A 15,972-nucleotide genomic window follows, 5' to 3' on the forward strand; every position below is an offset into this window, starting at 1 on the left:
CATGGACCCATGCGCGCGCGATACGGAGTACCCCTCGGGCGGGCGCGGTGGACCACCTGTCATGCTGGTCCGCATGACCACGCTCAAGTCCACGTTGCAGGAAGACCTCACGGAGGCGATCAGGGCGCGCGACGAGCTCCGCTCCTCCACGCTTCGGCTGACCCTCACCGCGATCACGAAGGAGGAGGTGGCGGGCGAGCAGTCCCGCGAGCTCTCCGACGACGAGGTGCTCAAGGTGATCGCCCGGGAGGCGAAGAAGCGCCGTGAGGCGGCCGAGGCGTTCGACCGGGGCGGTCGCGCCGAGCAGGCGGAGCGGGAGCGGGCCGAGGGGGAGGTCCTCGACGCGTACCTGCCGAAGCAGCTGTCGGACGACGAGCTCCACGCGGTCGTGGCGCGGGCCGTCGAGGAGGCGAAGGCGGGCGGGGCCGAGGGGCTGCGTGCGATGGGCGCCGTGATGAAGATCGTGAATCCGCAGGTGGCCGGGCGTGCCGAGGGCGGTCGCGTCGCCGCCGTCGTCAAGCGGCTCCTGGCGGGTTAGCGGCGGGGGATCATCCCGAACGCGCGAGAGGGCGCCCCCGGGTGGGGGCGCCCTCTCGTGCTACCGGCCTACCGGCCTACCGGCCTACCGGCCTACCGGCCTACCGGCCTACCGGCCTACCGGCCTACCGGCCTACCGGCCTACCGGCCTACCGGCCTACCGGCCTACCGGCCTACCGGCCTACCGGCCTACCGGCCTACCGGCCTACCGGCCTACCGGCCTACCGGCCTACCGGCCTACCGGCCTACCGGCCTACCGGCCTACCGGCCTACCGGCCTACCGGCCTACCGGCCTACCGGCCTACCGGCCGGCCTACCGGCCTACCGGCCTACCGGCCTACCGGCCTACCGGCCTACCGGCCTACCGGCCTACCGGCCTACCGGCCTACCGGCCTACCGGCCTACCGGCCTACCGGCCTACCGGCCTACCGGCCTACCGGCCTACCGGCCTACCGGCCTACCGGCCTACCGGCCTACCGGCCTACCGGCCTACCGGCCTACCGGCCTACCGGCCTACCGGCCTACCGGCCTACCGGCCTACCGGCCTACCGGCCTACCGGCCTACCGGCCTACCGGCCTACCGGCCTACCGGCCTACCGGCCTACCGGCCTACCGGCCTACCGGCCTACCGGTCCCGGCCGCCGTTGCCGTTGCCGTTGCCTCCGTGACCGCCGTTGCCGTTCCCCCCGCCGCCGGTCTGGGTGCCGCCGAGGAGGTCGGACGGGAAGGAGAACCCGGGGAACGGCTGGTTGCCGCCCGGCTTGTCGCCGCCGCCCGGGTCCGGGGTCGGGGCCGGGGGCTGCGGCTTGGGGGCCTCCGGGATCGGGACGTCGTTGAAGGCCGGGGCGGGGTGGCCCTCCAGGGCGCCCGTCATGGCGTCCTTCCAGATGGGTCCGGGGACCTTCCCGCCGAAGACCTTGTCGTGGTACCGGCCGCCGATGGTGATGGACTCCATCTTGACCTGCTGGGTGGGGCTGCCCACCCAGACGGCACCGGACAGGTTCGGCGTGTAGCCGACGAACCAGGCGTTGCGGCGGCTGTCCGTGGTGCCCGTCTTGCCGGCGTTGGCACGGGATTGGAGGCCGGCCTCCTGGCCCGTACCGGAGTCGACCACGCCGCGCAGCAGCTTGTTGATCGTGTCCGCGGTCCGCTCCGTCATCGCCCGCTCGCACGTCGACCGCGGCACCTTCAGGCTGCGGCCCTCGCTCGTGCTGATCGACTCGATGGCGGTCGGCGTGCAGTACGTGCCGCGGTTGGCGAACGCCGCGTACGCGGTGGCCATGGTCAGCGGCGACATGCCCTGCGAGCCGAGGGTGAGCGCGGACGGCTTCTCGGGCAGCTTCTTGTCGTCGCCCATGACCACGCCGAGCTTGTCGGTCATCCTGACGACCGGGCACATGCCGATCTCGCCGAGCATCTGCACGAAGTAGGTGTTGACCGACTTCTCCATGGCCTCCCTGAGCGCGTACGGGCCGACCTCCGACTCGTTCTCGTTCTCGACCGTGTCGTTCTCCACGTTCCGCCAGGGCGTGCCGCTGCACGACTGGACCGTGTCGGGGTACGGCATCTTGTACGGCGAGGGGTAGACCTGGGACGCCGGCTTGCCCTGCTCGATGGCGGCCGCGGCGACGAACGGCTTGAAGGTCGAGCCGGTCGGGAAGCCGAAGTTCGAGCCGCCCATGCCCCGGTTGACCGAGTAGTTTATCTGCGTCTCGTTCTTGCCGAAGCCGTACGGCTTGGACTGGCCCATCGCGAGGATCCGGCCCGTGCCGGGCTGGACCATGGTGATCGCCGCGGCGACCTTGTCGCCCTGGTAGACGTGGTCCTTGAGCGAGTTCTGGGCGGCCTTCTGCGCCTGCGGGTCGAGCGTGGTCCGGATGGTCAGGCCGCCGCGGTTCCAGATCTTGGCGCGCTCCTCGCGGGTCTCGCCGAAGACGCGGTCGGAGAGGAAGACCTCGCGCACGTAGTCGCAGAAGAAGCCGGCGCCGTCGCGCGCGGTGATGCAGCCGTTCTTCGGCTGCGTGACCTTCAGCCCGATCGGCTCCGCCTTGGCCCGGTCCGCCTCGGCCTGGCTGATGTCGCCGACGGTGGCCATCCGCTGGAGGACGACGTTGCGGCGGTTGGTGGCCTCCTCGACGTCGTTCACCGGGTCGTACCGGCTGGGGGACTGGACGAGGCCGGCGAGCATCGCGGCCTCGCCGAGGGTCAGGTCCTTGGCGCGCTTGGAGAAGTACCGCTGCGAGGCCGCCTCGATGCCGTACGCCTGCTGGCCGAAGAACGTGATGTTGAGGTAGTTCTCGAGGATCGTCTTCTTTCCGAGCTCCTTCTCGACCTGGATCGCGTACTTCAGCTCCTGGATCTTGCGGCCGAGGGTCTGCTGGGTGGCCTGCGCGAACTTGTCGCGGTCGTCGCCGGCCGCCTCGACGAAGACGTTCTTCACGTACTGCTGCGTCAGTGTCGAGGCGCCCTGGGCGACCCCGCCCTCCTGGGCGTTGCGGTTCATCGCGCGCAGGACGCCCTTGAGGTCGACGGCGCCGTGCTCGTAGAAGCGCGAGTCCTCGATCGCGACGATCGCCTTCTGCATGTACGGCGAGATGTCCTTGAGCGGGACCACCGTGCGGTCGCGGTAGTAGACCGTCGCGATCAGACCGCCTTCGGCGTCCAGGATCCGGGTGCGTTGGCTCAGCGGCGGCCTCTTCATGCTGGCGGGGATCTCGTCGAACCCCTGGACCGTGCCCTTCGCCGCGAGGCCCAGGGCTCCCGCCGCGGGCATCGCGAGGCCGGCGAGGACGACTCCGGAGAGCACGCTGACACCGAGGAACTTGGCGGCCTGCTGGGTCGCGGTGAGACCCCCGCCCGAGCGGTTCTTTGGCATGGGGGAAGCCTACGTTCTCATTCGCCGGACACGTGTACATGCCTTGGCCTAAGGTGGTCACAACTGTCACAGCGGTCGTGCCGGCGCACCGCCGTGGTCAGGGCGCCGTCTCCGTCCGCTCCCCCGCGCGGCACCCCGGCGCCGCTCTCCCACGAGTGGTCACCCCCCGTCCCCCTCCCCGCGTCCGGCGACGGCGCGGCACCCCGGACGGCCCCGGACGCACCGGTGGACCCGCACCGGCGAGGGGGGAACGCCCCGGTCCGGGACGTTCGGGCCGCATGTCCCCAGGTCACTCCTCTGGGTGATCTGCCGCGTACGCATAGTCCGTTCGGGCCATTCAAGATTGGGCCCGTCGGGGGTGTTGCGGTGTGTCGACCTTCCGTAACGTCCTCAACCGGCAGCGGTGAATATGCCACTGCCGCCGTGGGGGAGCCCCGATTCGGGAGAGGACGGCGCCGGCATGGGCTGGGTAGCTGACTGGAGTGCGCAGGCGGCCTGCCGCACTACCGATCCGGACGAACTGTTCGTACAAGGAGCGGCGCAGAACAGGGCCAAGGCGGTGTGCACCGGGTGTCCGGTGCGGACCGAGTGCCTGGCCGACGCGCTGGACAACCGCGTCGAGTTCGGCGTGTGGGGCGGCATGACGGAACGCGAACGCCGCGCCCTGCTGCGGAGGCGGCCCACCGTCACCTCCTGGCGCCGCCTCCTGGAGACGGCGCGTACGGAGTACGAGCGCGGCGCGGGCATCCTGCCCGTCGCGCTGAACGACGACGAGACGTACGAGACCTACGCGGCGGCGGGCTGACGCACCGCCCCCGGGCGGAGACCGGCGACGACGCCGGCCCGCCGCGGCCCCGGATGCCGCGTTCCCGCCCCGCTCCCGAGGCACCGCCCGGGCGGCCGCCGAGACGGACGGCCGTCAGCGGTCCCGCGGGGGAGCCGCCAGGTGCGTGCCGACGGCGCGCAGCGTGGTCAGGTCGTGGACGTCGACGGCGAGCGCGGGGACCTCGGCCACCGGCACCTCCGGGTGGAGCGCGGTGAAGCGGTCGCACGTGCGCCGCTCCCGGTCCGCCACCCGCATCCGCTCCGCGTGGAGCCGCAGCAGACCCGCCGTCAGCTCCGCGTCACCGGCCGGGACCTCGTCCGCCGGTCCGGGCGCGGGGGTCCCGGAGGGAGCGCCCGCCGGATCGCCGACGGGAAGCCGCCCGCCCGCGTGGGCCGGGTCGAGTTCCTCCGCCGCGGCGAGCGCCCGTTCGGCGGACAGTCCGACGGCGGCACCGCCGTGCACCCGGTTGAGCACCAGGCCCTCCAGGGGCATGCCCTCCGCGGCCAGCCGCTCCACGAAGTACGCCGCCTCCCGCAGCGCGTCCCGCTCCGGCGCGGCCACCACCAGGAACGCCGTGCCGGGCGCCTGCAGGAGCCGGTACGTGGCGTCCGCCCGGGTGCGGAAACCGCCGAACATCGTGTCCATCGCCGTCACGAACGTCTGGACGTCCCGCAGCAGCTGACCGCCCAGCAGCTTCCCCAGGGTGCCCGTCATCACCGACAGACCGGCGTTCAGGAACCTCATCCCCGCCCGGCCGCCCGCCTTCGCCGGCGCCGTCAGCACCCGGATGAGCCGGCCGTCCAGGAAGGACCCCAGCCGCTTCGGCGCGTCCAGGAAGTCCAGCGCCGACCGGGACGGCGGCGTGTCCACGACGATCAGGTCCCAGTCGTCGCGGGCCCGCAACTGCCCCAGCTTCTCCATCGCCATGTACTCCTGGGTGCCCGCGAAACCGGCCGACAGCGACTGGTAGAAGGGGTTCGCCAGGATCGCGCGGGCCCGCTCCGGGTCCGTGTGCGCCTCGACGATCTCGTCGAACGTGCGCTTCATGTCCAGCATCATGGCGTGCAGCTCACCGCCGGAGCCCCCTTTGACGCCCGGCACCCGGCGCGGGGTGTTGTCCAGCTCCTCGATGCCCATCGACTGGGCCAGCCGGCGCGCCGGGTCGATCGTCAGCACGACCACCCGCCGGCCGCGCTCCGCCGCCCGCAGGCCCAGTGCCGCGGCCGTCGTCGTCTTGCCCACCCCGCCCGCGCCGCAGCACACGACGATCCGGGTCGCGGGGTCGTCCAGCAGGGCGTCGATCTCCAGGACGCGCGGCCCGGCGGCCGTGCCCGGTGCCGCCGCCGCTCCGGCGGCCGTCATGCGTCGCTCACCCCGAGGTCCTTCCGCACTTCCCTGGCCAGGCGGTACAGCCCGGCGAGGTCCACTCCGCCGCCGAGCAGCGGCAGGTCGTAGGTGGGCACCCGGAGCTTCGCCAGCGCCTCCCGCTGCTCCCGCTCCAGCTCCGCGCGCCGCGCGTGCTCGGCCGCCAGGGCGAGCAGCGGGTCCGCCAGCCGTTCCGCGCCGTCCACCCCGGCCGCCGCCAGCGCCCGGGCGACGCCGGTGCGCCGGTCGCCGGAGGCGGCCCGCACCGCGTCCTCGTCGAGGAGGCGCGGGCGGACCATGTTCACGAGGACGCCGCCCACGGGGATCCCCGCGGCGCGCAGCTCCGCGACGCCGTCGGCGGTCTCCTGGACGGGCATCTCCTCCAGCAGGGTCACCAGGTGCACGGCCGTGTCGGGCGACTTGACGACCCGCATCACCGACTGCGCCTGGTGGTGGACCGGACCCATCCTGGCCAGGCCGGCGACCTCGTCGTTGACGTTCAGGAAACGGGTGATGCGGCCGGTCGGCGGGGCGTCCATCACGACGTGGTCGTAGACGAACCGCCCGTCTCCGTCCCTGCGGCGCACCGCCTCGCACGTCTTGCCGGTGAGCAGGACGTCGCGTACGCCGGGGGCGACGGTCGTCGCGAAGTCGATCGCGCCGAGCTTCCTCAGCGCGCGGCCGGCGGCACCGAGCCGGTAGAACGTCTGGAGGTAGTCGAGCAGTGCCCGCTCGGCGTCGACGGCCAGGGCGTACACCTCGCCGCCGCCGGGCGCCACGGCGATCTTCCGCTCCTCGTACGGGAGCGCCTCCGTCTCGAAGAGCTGTGCGATGCCCTGCCTGCCCTCGACCTCCACGAGGAGGACCCGCCTGCCCTCCGTCGCGAGGGCGAGCGCGAGGGCGGCGGCGACCGTCGTCTTACCGGTACCGCCCTTGCCGCTGACGACCTGGAGCCTGCTCACAGGGGGAGCGTAACCAGTGGCGCGGCGGCCCACACAGGAGGCCGCCCCGGGGCGGCGCGCGGCAGCGGATACAGTCGGTCCATGACCAAGTGGGAGTATGCGACCGTGCCCCTTCTCGTGCACGCGACCAAGCAGATTCTGGACACCTGGGGCGAGGACGGCTGGGAGCTGGTCCAGGTCGTCCCCGGCCCGAACAACCCCGAGCAGCTCGTGGCGTACCTGAAGCGGGAGAAGCGGTGACCGGGCGCGTCGAGGCGGCCCTCGCGGAGCGGGGCCTGACGCTTCCGCAGGTGGTGCCGCCGCTGGCCGTGTACCAGCCGGCCGTGCGGTCCGGCGCGTACGTGTACACGGCGGGCCAGCTCCCCATGGTGGACGGCGCGCTGCCGGTCACCGGCAAGGTGGGCGCGGAGGTCACGCCGGAGGAGGCGAAGGACCTGGCCCGGACCTGCGCGCTGAACGCGCTGGCCGCGGTGAAGTCCGTGGTGGGCGACCTGGACCGGATCGCGCGCGTCGTGAAGGTCGTCGGGTTCGTCGCGTCGGCGCCGGACTTCACGGGGCAGCCGGCCGTCCTGAACGGCGCGAGCGAGCTGCTCGGCGAGGTCCTCGGCGAGGCGGGCGTCCACGCCCGCAGCGCGGTGGGCGTGGCGGTCCTGCCGCTGGACGCCCCCGTCGAGGTCGAGGTGCAGGTGGAGATCCTCCCGGAGGACTGACCCGGTGCGGTACGCGGCCGGTCGGCTCCGAGCGGGCCGGCCGCGCCATGTGGGCGGGCCGCGTCCCCGGCCCCCCTCGCCCGCCGGCTCTCGAACATCCGCTCCGATCGGCATAGGCTCCGCCCATGTCCAATGGTCAGTGGTACCCCCCGGAATGGCCCGACCGGATCCGTGCCCTCGCGGCCGGCGAGCTGGCGGTCGTGGAGCCCCGGCGCGCCGCCACCGTGCTGCTGCTGCGCGGGTCCGGCCCCGCCGTCGAGGTGCACATGCTGCGCCGCCGCGCCTCGATGGCCTTCGCGGGCGGCGCCTACGCCTACCCCGGCGGCGGCGTCGACCCCCGCGACGAGCAGCCGGTGCGCTGGGCCGGGCCGAGCCCCGCCGAGTGGGCCGAGCGCCTCGGTGTCGCCACCCCGGCCGAGGCCCAGGCCATCGTGTGCGCGGCGGTCCGCGAGACGTACGAGGAGGCGGGCGTGCTCCTCGCCGGCCCCACCCCCGACTCGGTCGTCGGCGGCGAGGGAACCCCCTGGTCGAGCGGGACCGGGGCGCGGGGGGAGGACGGTGACGAGTGGGAGGACGCCCGCGCCGCCCTCGTCGCGCGCGAGCTGTCCTTCGCGGAGTTCCTCGACTCCCGCGGCCTGTTCCTCCGCTCCGACCTGCTGGGCGCCTGGGCCCGCTGGATCACCCCCGAGTTCGAGCCCCGCCGGTACGACACGTGGTTCTTCGTCGCCGCGCTCCCCGAGGGCCAGCGCGCCCGCAACACCTCCACCGAGGCCGACCGGACCGTGTGGACGCGCCCCGCGGACGCCGCCGCCGGCTACGACCGGGGCGAGCTGCTGATGATGCCGCCCACCATCGCCACCCTGCGCACCCTCACCGCGTACGACTCCCCGCTCGCCGCCCTGGAGGCCGCCCGGGACCGGGACCTCACGCCCGTCCTCGCGCAGGCCAGGCTGGACGGCGACCGGGTGGTGCTGAGCTGGCCCGGCCACGACGAGTTCACCAGGCAGGTGCCCGGTGCGCTTCCCGGGGGCGCGGCATGACCGCCGCCGCCCCGCCCGGCCGGCCCCGGGGCGCCGTCGTGTCCGGCCCGGCCACCGAGCGGGCCGTGAACGTGCTGGCGCCCAACCCGTCCGCGATGACCCTGGACGGCACCAACACCTGGATCCTCTCCGAGCCGGACTCCCCGCTCGCCGTCGTGGTCGACCCCGGCCCGCTCGACGAGGGGCACCTGCTGCGGGTGCGGGACACCGCCGCGGGCCTCGGCAAGCGCGTCGCCCTGACGCTGCTCACGCACGGCCACCCCGACCACGCCGAGGGCGCCGGGCGGTTCGCCGAACTGACCGGGGCGCCCGTACGGGCCCTGGACCCGGCGCTGCGGCTCGGCGAGGAGGGGCTGTCGGCGGGCCAGGTCCTCACCGTCGGCGGCCTGGAGCTGCGGGTCGTGCCGACGCCCGGCCACACCGGGGACTCGCTCAGCTTCCACCTGCCGGCCGACCGCGCCGTGCTGACCGGCGACACGGTCCTGGGCCGGGGGACGACGATGGTGGCGCACCCGGACGGGCGGCTCGGGGACTACCTGGACTCGCTGCGCCGGCTGCGCTCCCTGACCGTCGACGACGGGGTGGAGACGGTCCTGCCGGGCCACGGGCCGGTCCTGGACGACGCGCAGGGCGCCGTGGAGTTCTACCTGGCGCACCGGGCGCACCGGCTCGCGCAGGTGGAGACCGCCGTGGAGGACGGCTACACGACCCCCGCGGAGGTCGTGGCGCACGTCTACGCGGACGTCGACCGGGCCCTGTGGCCGGCCGCCGAACTGTCGGTGCGCGCCCAGCTCGAGTACCTCTCCGGGCACGGCCTGATCTGACACGGGGATGTGGCGAAGCCGGTACGCGTTCGATACGGCGGCCGGGCTCCGGGCGGGGGCGCGTGCTTTACGCTTCCTTTACATCTCTTGCCGTACCGGCGTGTCGTTCCACGGGGGGTCTTCGTGTTCGTCCTGTCCATCCTGCTGCTCATAGCCGCGGTGGTGCTGTACTTCGCCGGGCGCGGCGGAAGCCACCTCCGCTTCCGGCTCGGCGCGGCCGGCGCGCTCCTCGCCGGCCTGGTGGCCGGGGTCCTCAGCTGCGTCCACGTCGTCGGCGCGTACGAGGTCGGCGTCCCGGTCACCTTCGGCAAGGTCGGCGCGCCGATGACGCCGGGCGTGAACGCCACCTCGCCGTTCGCCACCGTCACCACCTTCTCCACCCGCCCCGTCGACCTGAACCTCTCCGACAAGGACGTGGTGGAGGTCCGCTCCTCGCAGGGCGGGGTCATGTACGCCGAGCTGACCGTGAAGTGGGCGGTCATGCCGTCCAAGGCGGTCGAGCTGTACCGGCTGGCCGGCAACGAGGCGGCCATCCAGCAGCGGCTGGTCTTCCCGGACAGCCGGGAGATCGTCCGCAACGTCTTCGCGCGCCACACCAGCGAGGAGGGCTACACCTCCGCCCGCGAGAAGATCAACGCCGAGATCGGCGAGCTGATCAAGGAGCGCCTGGCCCCGCGCGGCATCGACGTGACGACCGTGAACCTGCGGAACGTGAAGCCGTCCGACCGACTCCAGGACCAGATCGACCGCAAGATCCAGCAGCAGCAGGCCACCGAGCGCGCCCAGGAGGCCGCCCGCACGGCCACGGCGGAGGCCGAGCGCCGCCGGATCGAGGCGGAGGGCATCGCCCGCGCCAACAAGATCCTCAACGCCTCGCTGAGCGACAAGGTCCTGCTCAACCAGTGCATCGACGCCTTCAAGGAGGCCGCGGCGAAGAACCCGGTCTACGCGGTGCCCTGCGGCAGCGGCGGCGGCACGCCGGTGATCGTGGACGGCGGCAAGCGGAACTGACGCCCCCGGGCGATGCGCGAGAGGGCCGTCCCGCGGCGGGACGGCCCTCTCGCGTGCGTACGGCTAGCGCGAGCGCTTCGCCAGGCGCTCCACGTCCAGCAGGATCACGGCGCGGGCCTCCAGGCGCAGCCAGCCGCGGCCGGCGAAGTCGGCCAGCGCCTTGTTGACGGTCTCGCGCGACGCGCCGACGAGCTGGGCCAGCTCCTCCTGGGTGAGGTCGTGCACCACGTGGATGCCCTCCTCCGACTGCACGCCGAAGCGGCGCGACAGGTCCAGGAGCGCCCGGGCGACACGGCCCGGCACGTCGGAGAAGACCAGGTCGGACATCTGGTCGTTGGTCTTGCGAAGGCGGCGGGCGACGGCGCGCAGCAGTGCGGAGGCCACCTCGGGGCGGGCGTTCAGCCAGGGCTGGAGGTCGCCGTGGCCCAGGCCGAGCAGCTTCACCTCGGTCAGGGCGGTCGCCGTGGCCGTACGCGGACCCGGGTCGAACAGGGACAGCTCGCCGATCAGCTCGCCCGGGCCGAGGACGGCGAGCATGTTCTCGCGGCCGTCGGGGGACGTGCGGTGGAGCTTGACCTTGCCCTCGGTGACCACGTAGAGCCGGTCACCCGGGTCGCCTTCGTGGAAGAGCGCGTCGCCGCGGGCGAGCGTCACCTCACTCATCGAGGCGCGGAGCTCCGCGGCCTGCTCGTCATCGAGCGCCGCGAAGAGCGGGGCGCGCCGCAGAACGTCGTCCACGAGTTCTCTCCTATGTCGACCTGCTCGGGGGCATCGGTCCCATGATGCCGGACTGCGCGGTGCCCTTCCGGGGAACGCGGCACGACGCGGCCCTCCGGGGCCGGTCCCCGCAGGTGGTTGCCGTGCGATCAATCACGACAAGTTTGACGTACCGGCACGCGTGTCCGTGCGGCAGGGGCCCGATCGGGCTCACGTCGCCCGTGTCCGGGGCGGATCCCGGCGAGGGCCCTTAGGCTGGCCGGGTGTCCGGTTCGCCGGTGAGAGCGCAGGTCGAGGGGGCCGGGAGAGTGTCCGGGGAGAAGGATTCCGCCATGGGCGAACAAGCCGCGGAGGTGGTCGGGAAGAGCGCGCGGAGCCGTTCGAAGCCCGTGCAGGGGGCGGGCGCGCCGGAGTCCCGCCTCGCCCTGGTCCGCCGGGCGCGGCGGATCAACCGGGAACTGGCCGAGGTGTACCCCTACGCCCATCCGGAGCTCGACTTCCGCAACGCCTTCGAACTGCTCGTGGCGACCGTCCTGTCCGCCCAGACGACGGACCTGCGGGTGAACCAGACGACGCCGGCGCTCTTCGCGAAGTACCCGACGCCGGAGGACCTGGCGGCGGCCGTCCCGGAGGAACTGGAGCAGGTCATCCGGCCGACCGGGTTCTTCCGCGCCAAGGCACGGTCCCTGATCGGCCTCTCCGCGGCCCTGCGCGACCGGTTCGGCAGCGAGGTCCCCGGCCGCCTGGAGGACCTGGTCACCCTCCCCGGAGTCGGCCGCAAGACGGCGAACGTCGTGCTGGGCAACGCCTTCGGGGTGCCCGGCATCACCGTCGACACGCACTTCGGGCGGCTGGTCCGCCGCTGGAGGTGGACGGCGGAGGAGGACCCGGAGAAGGTCGAGGCGGTGGTCTGCTCCCTCTTCCCGAAGTCCGAGTGGACGATGCTCTCGCACCGGGTGATCTTCCACGGCCGCCGCATCTGCCACGCCCGCAGGCCCGCGTGCGGCGCCTGCCCGATCGCGCCGCTCTGCCCCGCGTACGGGGAGGGCGAGACGGACCCGGAGAAGGCGCGGAAGCTGCTGAAGTACGAGATGGGCGGGCAGCCCGGCCAGCGCCTGGCCCCGCCGCCGGACTACCCGGGCCGCCCGGCCGCCCCCTCGGCCGCGGGCGGCTCCCCGGCCGCCGGGGAAGCGGTCTGAGCGGGGTGGAACCATCCAGTGGCCGGGGGCGTCGACCGATCCGGGAGTACCTGTGACACGTACGAGGGAGGGCGCCGGGGGCGTCGGCGGGCCGCCGCCCGTGGACGTCGGCGCCGAAGGGCTGCCCGCCTGGCTGGAACCGGTGGCCGAGGCGGCGCGCACGGTCGCGCCCGAACAGCTCAGTCGGTTCCTGCCGCCGCCGGAGGGGGGCCGCCAGGCCGCCGTGCTGATCCTCTTCGGCGAGGGGGAGCGCGGCCCCGAGCTGCTGCTGATGGAGCGCGCCGGGACCCTCCGCTCGCACGCCGGGCAGCCGTCCTTCCCCGGAGGCGCCCTCGACCCCGAGGACGGCGACCCGGCCACGGTCGGCCCGCTGCGCGCCGCGCTGCGCGAGGCACGCGAGGAGACCGGCCTCGACCCGGCGGGCGTGCAGGTCTTCGCCGTCCTGCCGCGCCTCCACATCCCGGTGAGCGGCTTCGTCGTCACCCCAGTGCTCGGCTGGTGGCGGGAGCCGAGCCCGGTCGGCGCCGTGGACCCGGCCGAGACCGCGCGGGTCTTCACGGTGCCCGTGGCGGACCTCGCGGACCCCGGCCACCGCGCCACGGCCGTCCACCCCAGCGGCCACGTGGGCCCGGCGTTCCTGGTCGAGTCCACCCTGGTGTGGGGTTTCACCGCGGGCCTGATCGACCGGCTCCTGCACTTCGCGGGCTGGGAGGAACCCTGGGACCGGGGCAGACGCGTCCCGCTCGACTGGCGTGCATGACAGGCTGACCGCCGGGCTCCGCGACCGTACGGGGCCGCCGGAGACGAATCTGCGAGGCTGATGACGGTGAACGTGCTGGACGTCCTGCTGCTGGTCGCCGCCGTGTGGTTCGCGATCGTCGGGTACCGACAGGGGTTCGTGGTCGGCGTCCTGTCGGTGATCGGGTTCCTCGGCGGCGGGCTCGCCGCCGTCTACCTGCTGCCGCTCGTGTGGAGGCCGCTCGCGGGGGACGCCGAGCTCTCCACGACGGCGGCCATCGTGGCCGTCGCCGTCGTCCTGGTCTTCGCGTCCGTCGGGCAGACGCTCACCACTCACCTGGGCAACCGGCTCCGCCGCCACATCACCTGGTCGCCCGCCCGCGCCCTGGACGCCACGGGCGGCGCGCTGGTCAACGTGGTGGCGATGCTCCTCGTCGCCTGGCTCCTCGGCACGCTCCTCGCCGGGACGGCCCTGCCGTTCGCCAAGCAGGTCCGCGACTCGCAGGTCTACCGCGGCGTGTCGCAGGTGATGCCCGACCAGCCCCCCGCGCTGTTCGCCGACTTCCGCTCGGTCCTCGCGCAGAACGGCTTCCCGCAGGTCTTCAACCCCTTCACGGAGGAGCCGATCAGGGAGGTCCGCCCGCCGGACCCGGCGCTCGCCGGCAGCCCGGTCGCCGCGCGCGCCCAGCGGTCCATCGTGAAGGTCGTCGGCACGGCCGGCGGTTGCGGCAAGGTCCTGGAGGGCACCGGCTTCGTCTTCGGCGAGCGCCGCGTCATGACCAACGCGCACGTGGTGGGCGGCGTCGACGAGCCGACCGTCCAGGTGGGCGGCGAGGGCAGGCTGTACGACGCGACGGTCGTCCTGTACGACTGGCGGCGCGACATCGCCGTGCTCGACGTGCCGGACCTGGAAGCCGAGCCGCTGGAGTTCACCGAGGCCGACGCGCGCAGCGGCGACGGCGCCATCGTCGCCGGCTTCCCGGAGAACGGCGCGTACGACGTCCGCTCGGCGCGCGTCCGGGGCCGCGTCAACGCCGAGGGGCCGGACATCTACCACCGCGGCGAGGTCCGCCGCGACGTGTACTCGCTCTACGCGACGGTCCGCCAGGGCAACTCCGGCGGCCCGCTCCTCACCGAGGACGGCAAGGTGTACGGCGTGATCTTCGCGCGGTCCCTGGACGACGCCAGCACCGGGTACGCGCTGACGGTCGACGAGATCCGCGAGGACATCGCGCTCGGCCTGAGCGCCGGTCAGGAGGTCGACAGCCAGAGCTGCGCCCTGTGACGGATCGGCCGGACCCCGGCACCGGGACCAGGGGGGCACGGCCGCCCCGCACGGTGCGGGCGCCCGCCCGCGGCGGGTGCCCGGCCGGGCCGGACGCGGCGCGGTCAGTCGCGCTGGTGACGCAGGCGCGCGGAGACCCACCGGGCCCGGCGGCGCAGGATGTGCGGGATCCCGAGCCGGTCGTCCAGCTCCGGGTCGCGCGGACCGGAGCTCCTCTCGGGAGGCGGCACCGCGGCCGGGCGGCGGTTGCGTGTGGTGTCGATTTGGTCGTGCGTCCAGCCCATACCCGGACGTGTGCCCGGAGCCCATGGTCGGTAACCGCCCGGGGGACGGCCAATCGGCCTATGCGCCGGGCATGTGGCCGGTCACGGGCGGAGCTTCGCCGGCGCCCGCGCGCCGCGCCGGGAAACGGGCCGCCGCGCCTCAGCGGTCCGGTTCGGGGTCCCTCAGCCAGTCGACGAGCTCCGCCGAGAACGCCAACGGGTCCTCCTCGTGCGGGTAGTGGCCGAGCCCGTCGAACAGCCGCCAGCGGTACGGCGCTTCGACGTACCGGCCGGAGCCCGCCGCGCTGCGGGTGCGCATCACCGGGTCGGCGGAGCCGTGCAGATGGAGCGTCGGCACACGGACGGGCCGCTTCATGCGCCGGTTGAACTGGATGCCGTCCGGGCGGGCCAGCGAGCGGACCATCCACCGGTACGGCTCGATCGAGCAGTGCGCCGTCGACGGGATCGCCATGGCCCGCCGGTACACGCCGAGGGCCTCCTCGTCCGGCTGGCGCACACCGGACCACTCCCGGATCAGCCGCCCCACGAGTGCCGCGTCGTCCGCGACGAGCCGCCGCTCGGGCAGCCACGGCGGCTGGAGGCCCCACACGTGCGAACCGGCGCGGGTCTGGGCGAAGTCGGAGAGCATCGCCGAGCGCCACCGCCGGGGGTGCGGCATCGACGAGACGACCAGCCGCCGCACCAGCTTGGGCCGCATCACCGCGGCCGTCCACGCCAGGTACCCGCCGAGGTCGTGGCCGACCAGCGCCGCGTCCGGCTCGCCCAGGGACCGCACGACCCCCGTAACGTCGAGCGCCAGGTTCGCCGGGTCGTAGCCGCGCGGCGTGCGGTCGCTGCCGCCCACGCCGCGCAGGTCCATCGCCACGGCCCGGAAGCCCGCGTCGGCGAGCGCGGTCAGCTGGTGCCGCCACGTCCACCAGAACTGCGGGAAGCCGTGCAGCAGCAGGACCAGCGGGCCGTCGCCCAACTCGGCGATGTGGAACCGCGCCCCGTTGGCGGCCACGTCGCGGTGCGTCCACGGGCCGTCGATGCGGACGGGGCCGCCGGTGGTGCCGGTACTGCTCTCAGGGACGGTCATGCGGACGAGCGTGCCACACCCGCGGCCTCGTCCCGGACGGCCGCGGTCGGGCGGGGGTGCGGCTTGGCGTTCTGCAGCACCGAGGCGGTCCGCTTCATGGAGGCGGCGGTCTTCTGGGGGCCCCTGCCGCGCTTCGCCTTCTTCGCGAACACCGCACCGACCAGCCCCAGCAGGGCGGCCACGAGGACGTTCGCGCCGAAGGACAGCAGGAAGCACACCGACAGGTGCCAGCCGGTCCACGCGCGGAAGCCGTACGCGAGCGCGAAGCTCAGCATCGGCAGCGAGAAGAGCAGCACCGCGCCCGCCGCCGTGAACCCCAGGCCGCTGATGGCGCCGCGCTTGACGTCCTGCCGCAACTGGGCCTTGGCCAGGGCGATCTCGTCGTGCACCAGCGCGGACATCTCGGCGGTCGCGGAGGCGACCAGCCGGCCGAGGCCGTGCTCCGCACCGCTCTCGGCGATACCGGTCCTCCCGGCGGGGTCGCTCATCGTCTCGCTCCCTCTCTCCTTCTACGGTCCGAC

The 15,972-nt window shown here is 73.9% G+C and carries 17 protein-coding genes; 10 read left to right on the plus strand and 7 right to left on the minus strand.

The features are described 5' to 3' along the window. Window positions 1-73: 73 nt before the first annotated feature. Entirely contained in the window at window positions 74-538 is a 465-nt protein-coding gene (locus MW084_RS15240) for a GatB/YqeY domain-containing protein (protein WP_029553478.1), read from the plus strand. Between the two features lie 624 nt (window positions 539-1,162). On the opposite strand, the gene MW084_RS15245 is transcribed toward MW084_RS15240, so the two are convergent. Continuing rightward, window positions 1,163-3,412: a transglycosylase domain-containing protein gene (locus MW084_RS15245; protein ID WP_010470383.1), complete on the minus strand. Its 2,250-nt coding sequence runs from the start codon at window positions 3,410-3,412 to the stop codon at window positions 1,163-1,165. A 460-nt stretch (window positions 3,413-3,872) separates the two neighbouring features. Here MW084_RS15245 and MW084_RS15250 point away from each other — a divergent pair, with 460 nt between their 5' ends. Next, window positions 3,873-4,217 carry a WhiB family transcriptional regulator gene (locus MW084_RS15250; RefSeq protein WP_029553477.1) on the plus strand — a complete coding sequence of 115 codons (345 nt, stop codon included), beginning with the start codon at window positions 3,873-3,875 and terminating at the stop codon, window positions 4,215-4,217. 114 nt (window positions 4,218-4,331) lie between these two features. Here MW084_RS15250 and bagB read toward each other — a convergent pair whose 3' ends face one another. Together bagB and bagA are read right to left on the minus strand one after the other, a co-directional pair. Beyond that, window positions 4,332-5,600, minus strand: coding sequence for an ATPase BagB (bagB, locus tag MW084_RS15255; RefSeq protein ID WP_010470381.1), 1,269 nt, complete (start codon window positions 5,598-5,600; stop codon window positions 4,332-4,334). After that, window positions 5,597-6,565 carry an ATPase BagA gene (bagA, locus tag MW084_RS15260; RefSeq protein ID WP_010470379.1) on the minus strand — a complete coding sequence of 323 codons (969 nt, stop codon included), beginning with the start codon at window positions 6,563-6,565 and terminating at the stop codon, window positions 5,597-5,599. The genes bagB and bagA overlap by 4 nt, the downstream gene beginning before the upstream one ends. Before the next feature lie 81 nt (window positions 6,566-6,646). Here bagA and MW084_RS15265 point away from each other — a divergent pair, with 81 nt between their 5' ends. The 5 genes from MW084_RS15265 to MW084_RS15285 all read left to right on the plus strand — a co-directional run bounded on the left by MW084_RS15265 (window position 6,647) and on the right by MW084_RS15285 (window position 10,150). Then, window positions 6,647-6,805, plus strand: a complete 159-nt coding sequence (locus MW084_RS15265; protein ID WP_010470378.1) for a Sp36 family protein — start codon at window positions 6,647-6,649, stop codon at window positions 6,803-6,805. After that, window positions 6,802-7,275, plus strand: a complete 474-nt coding sequence (locus MW084_RS15270; RefSeq protein WP_010470377.1) for a RidA family protein — start codon at window positions 6,802-6,804, stop codon at window positions 7,273-7,275. Before MW084_RS15265 ends, MW084_RS15270 begins: the two co-directional genes overlap by 4 nt. Before the next feature lie 125 nt (window positions 7,276-7,400). Continuing rightward, on the plus strand, window positions 7,401-8,315 hold the full coding sequence (locus MW084_RS15275) for an NUDIX hydrolase (protein WP_010470376.1): 915 nt from the start codon (window positions 7,401-7,403) through the stop codon (window positions 8,313-8,315). Further along, window positions 8,312-9,139 carry an MBL fold metallo-hydrolase gene (locus MW084_RS15280; protein WP_010470375.1) on the plus strand — a complete coding sequence of 276 codons (828 nt, stop codon included), beginning with the start codon at window positions 8,312-8,314 and terminating at the stop codon, window positions 9,137-9,139. Before MW084_RS15275 ends, MW084_RS15280 begins: the two co-directional genes overlap by 4 nt. A 123-nt stretch (window positions 9,140-9,262) precedes the next feature. After that, window positions 9,263-10,150 (plus strand): prohibitin family protein, encoded by an 888-nt coding sequence (locus tag MW084_RS15285; RefSeq protein ID WP_255119581.1) that lies wholly within the window; start codon window positions 9,263-9,265, stop codon window positions 10,148-10,150. A gap of 63 nt (window positions 10,151-10,213) precedes the next feature. On the opposite strand, the gene MW084_RS15290 is transcribed toward MW084_RS15285, so the two are convergent. Further along, the gene (locus tag MW084_RS15290; protein ID WP_010473292.1) at window positions 10,214-10,888 is read right to left on the minus strand and encodes a Crp/Fnr family transcriptional regulator; all 675 of its coding nucleotides are present in this window, start codon (window positions 10,886-10,888) and stop codon (window positions 10,214-10,216) included. A 311-nt stretch (window positions 10,889-11,199) separates the two neighbouring features. Here MW084_RS15290 and nth point away from each other — a divergent pair, with 311 nt between their 5' ends. From nth to MW084_RS15305, 3 genes are all read left to right on the plus strand, one after another. After that, entirely contained in the window at window positions 11,200-12,066 is an 867-nt protein-coding gene (nth, locus tag MW084_RS15295) for an endonuclease III (protein ID WP_010473289.1), read from the plus strand. A gap of 52 nt (window positions 12,067-12,118) precedes the next feature. Beyond that, entirely contained in the window at window positions 12,119-12,826 is a 708-nt protein-coding gene (locus MW084_RS15300; protein ID WP_086024598.1) for an NUDIX hydrolase, read from the plus strand. A gap of 66 nt (window positions 12,827-12,892) precedes the next feature. Continuing rightward, window positions 12,893-14,089: a MarP family serine protease gene (locus tag MW084_RS15305; RefSeq protein ID WP_010473285.1), complete on the plus strand. Its 1,197-nt coding sequence runs from the start codon at window positions 12,893-12,895 to the stop codon at window positions 14,087-14,089. A gap of 104 nt (window positions 14,090-14,193) precedes the next feature. On the opposite strand, the gene MW084_RS15310 is transcribed toward MW084_RS15305, so the two are convergent. From MW084_RS15310 to MW084_RS15320, 3 genes are all read right to left on the minus strand, one after another. Beyond that, on the minus strand, window positions 14,194-14,373 hold the full coding sequence (locus MW084_RS15310; protein WP_010473283.1) for a hypothetical protein: 180 nt from the start codon (window positions 14,371-14,373) through the stop codon (window positions 14,194-14,196). Window positions 14,374-14,512: 139 nt separating this feature from the next. After that, on the minus strand, window positions 14,513-15,451 hold the full coding sequence (locus MW084_RS15315; protein WP_010473282.1) for an alpha/beta fold hydrolase: 939 nt from the start codon (window positions 15,449-15,451) through the stop codon (window positions 14,513-14,515). Further along, on the minus strand, window positions 15,448-15,939 hold the full coding sequence (locus MW084_RS15320; RefSeq protein ID WP_010473279.1) for a phage holin family protein: 492 nt from the start codon (window positions 15,937-15,939) through the stop codon (window positions 15,448-15,450). Before MW084_RS15320 ends, MW084_RS15315 begins: the two co-directional genes overlap by 4 nt. Window positions 15,940-15,972 lie beyond the last annotated feature (33 nt).

The organism is Streptomyces sudanensis, assembly GCF_023614315.1.
GTDB lineage: Bacteria > Actinomycetota > Actinomycetes > Streptomycetales > Streptomycetaceae > Streptomyces > Streptomyces sudanensis.

Bases quoted from the DNA above. Each gene is read 5' to 3' on its own strand.
- bagB (WP_010470381.1), bottom strand. From the start codon at position 5,600: ATGACGGCCGCCGGAGCGGCGGCGGCACCGGGCACGGCCGCCGGGCCG.
- MW084_RS15250 (WP_029553477.1), top strand. From the start codon at position 3,873: ATGGGCTGGGTAGCTGACTGGAGTGCGCAGGCGGCCTGCCGCACTACC.
- MW084_RS15310 (WP_010473283.1), bottom strand. From the start codon at position 14,373: ATGGGCTGGACGCACGACCAAATCGACACCACACGCAACCGCCGCCCG.
- MW084_RS15320 (WP_010473279.1), bottom strand. From the start codon at position 15,939: ATGAGCGACCCCGCCGGGAGGACCGGTATCGCCGAGAGCGGTGCGGAG.
- MW084_RS15275 (WP_010470376.1), top strand. From the start codon at position 7,401: ATGTCCAATGGTCAGTGGTACCCCCCGGAATGGCCCGACCGGATCCGT.
- MW084_RS15280 (WP_010470375.1), top strand. From the start codon at position 8,312: ATGACCGCCGCCGCCCCGCCCGGCCGGCCCCGGGGCGCCGTCGTGTCC.
- MW084_RS15265 (WP_010470378.1), top strand. From the start codon at position 6,647: ATGACCAAGTGGGAGTATGCGACCGTGCCCCTTCTCGTGCACGCGACC.
- nth (WP_010473289.1), top strand. From the start codon at position 11,200: ATGGGCGAACAAGCCGCGGAGGTGGTCGGGAAGAGCGCGCGGAGCCGT.
- MW084_RS15245 (WP_010470383.1), bottom strand. From the start codon at position 3,412: ATGCCAAAGAACCGCTCGGGCGGGGGTCTCACCGCGACCCAGCAGGCC.
- MW084_RS15315 (WP_010473282.1), bottom strand. From the start codon at position 15,451: ATGACCGTCCCTGAGAGCAGTACCGGCACCACCGGCGGCCCCGTCCGC.
- MW084_RS15240 (WP_029553478.1), top strand. From the start codon at position 74: ATGACCACGCTCAAGTCCACGTTGCAGGAAGACCTCACGGAGGCGATC.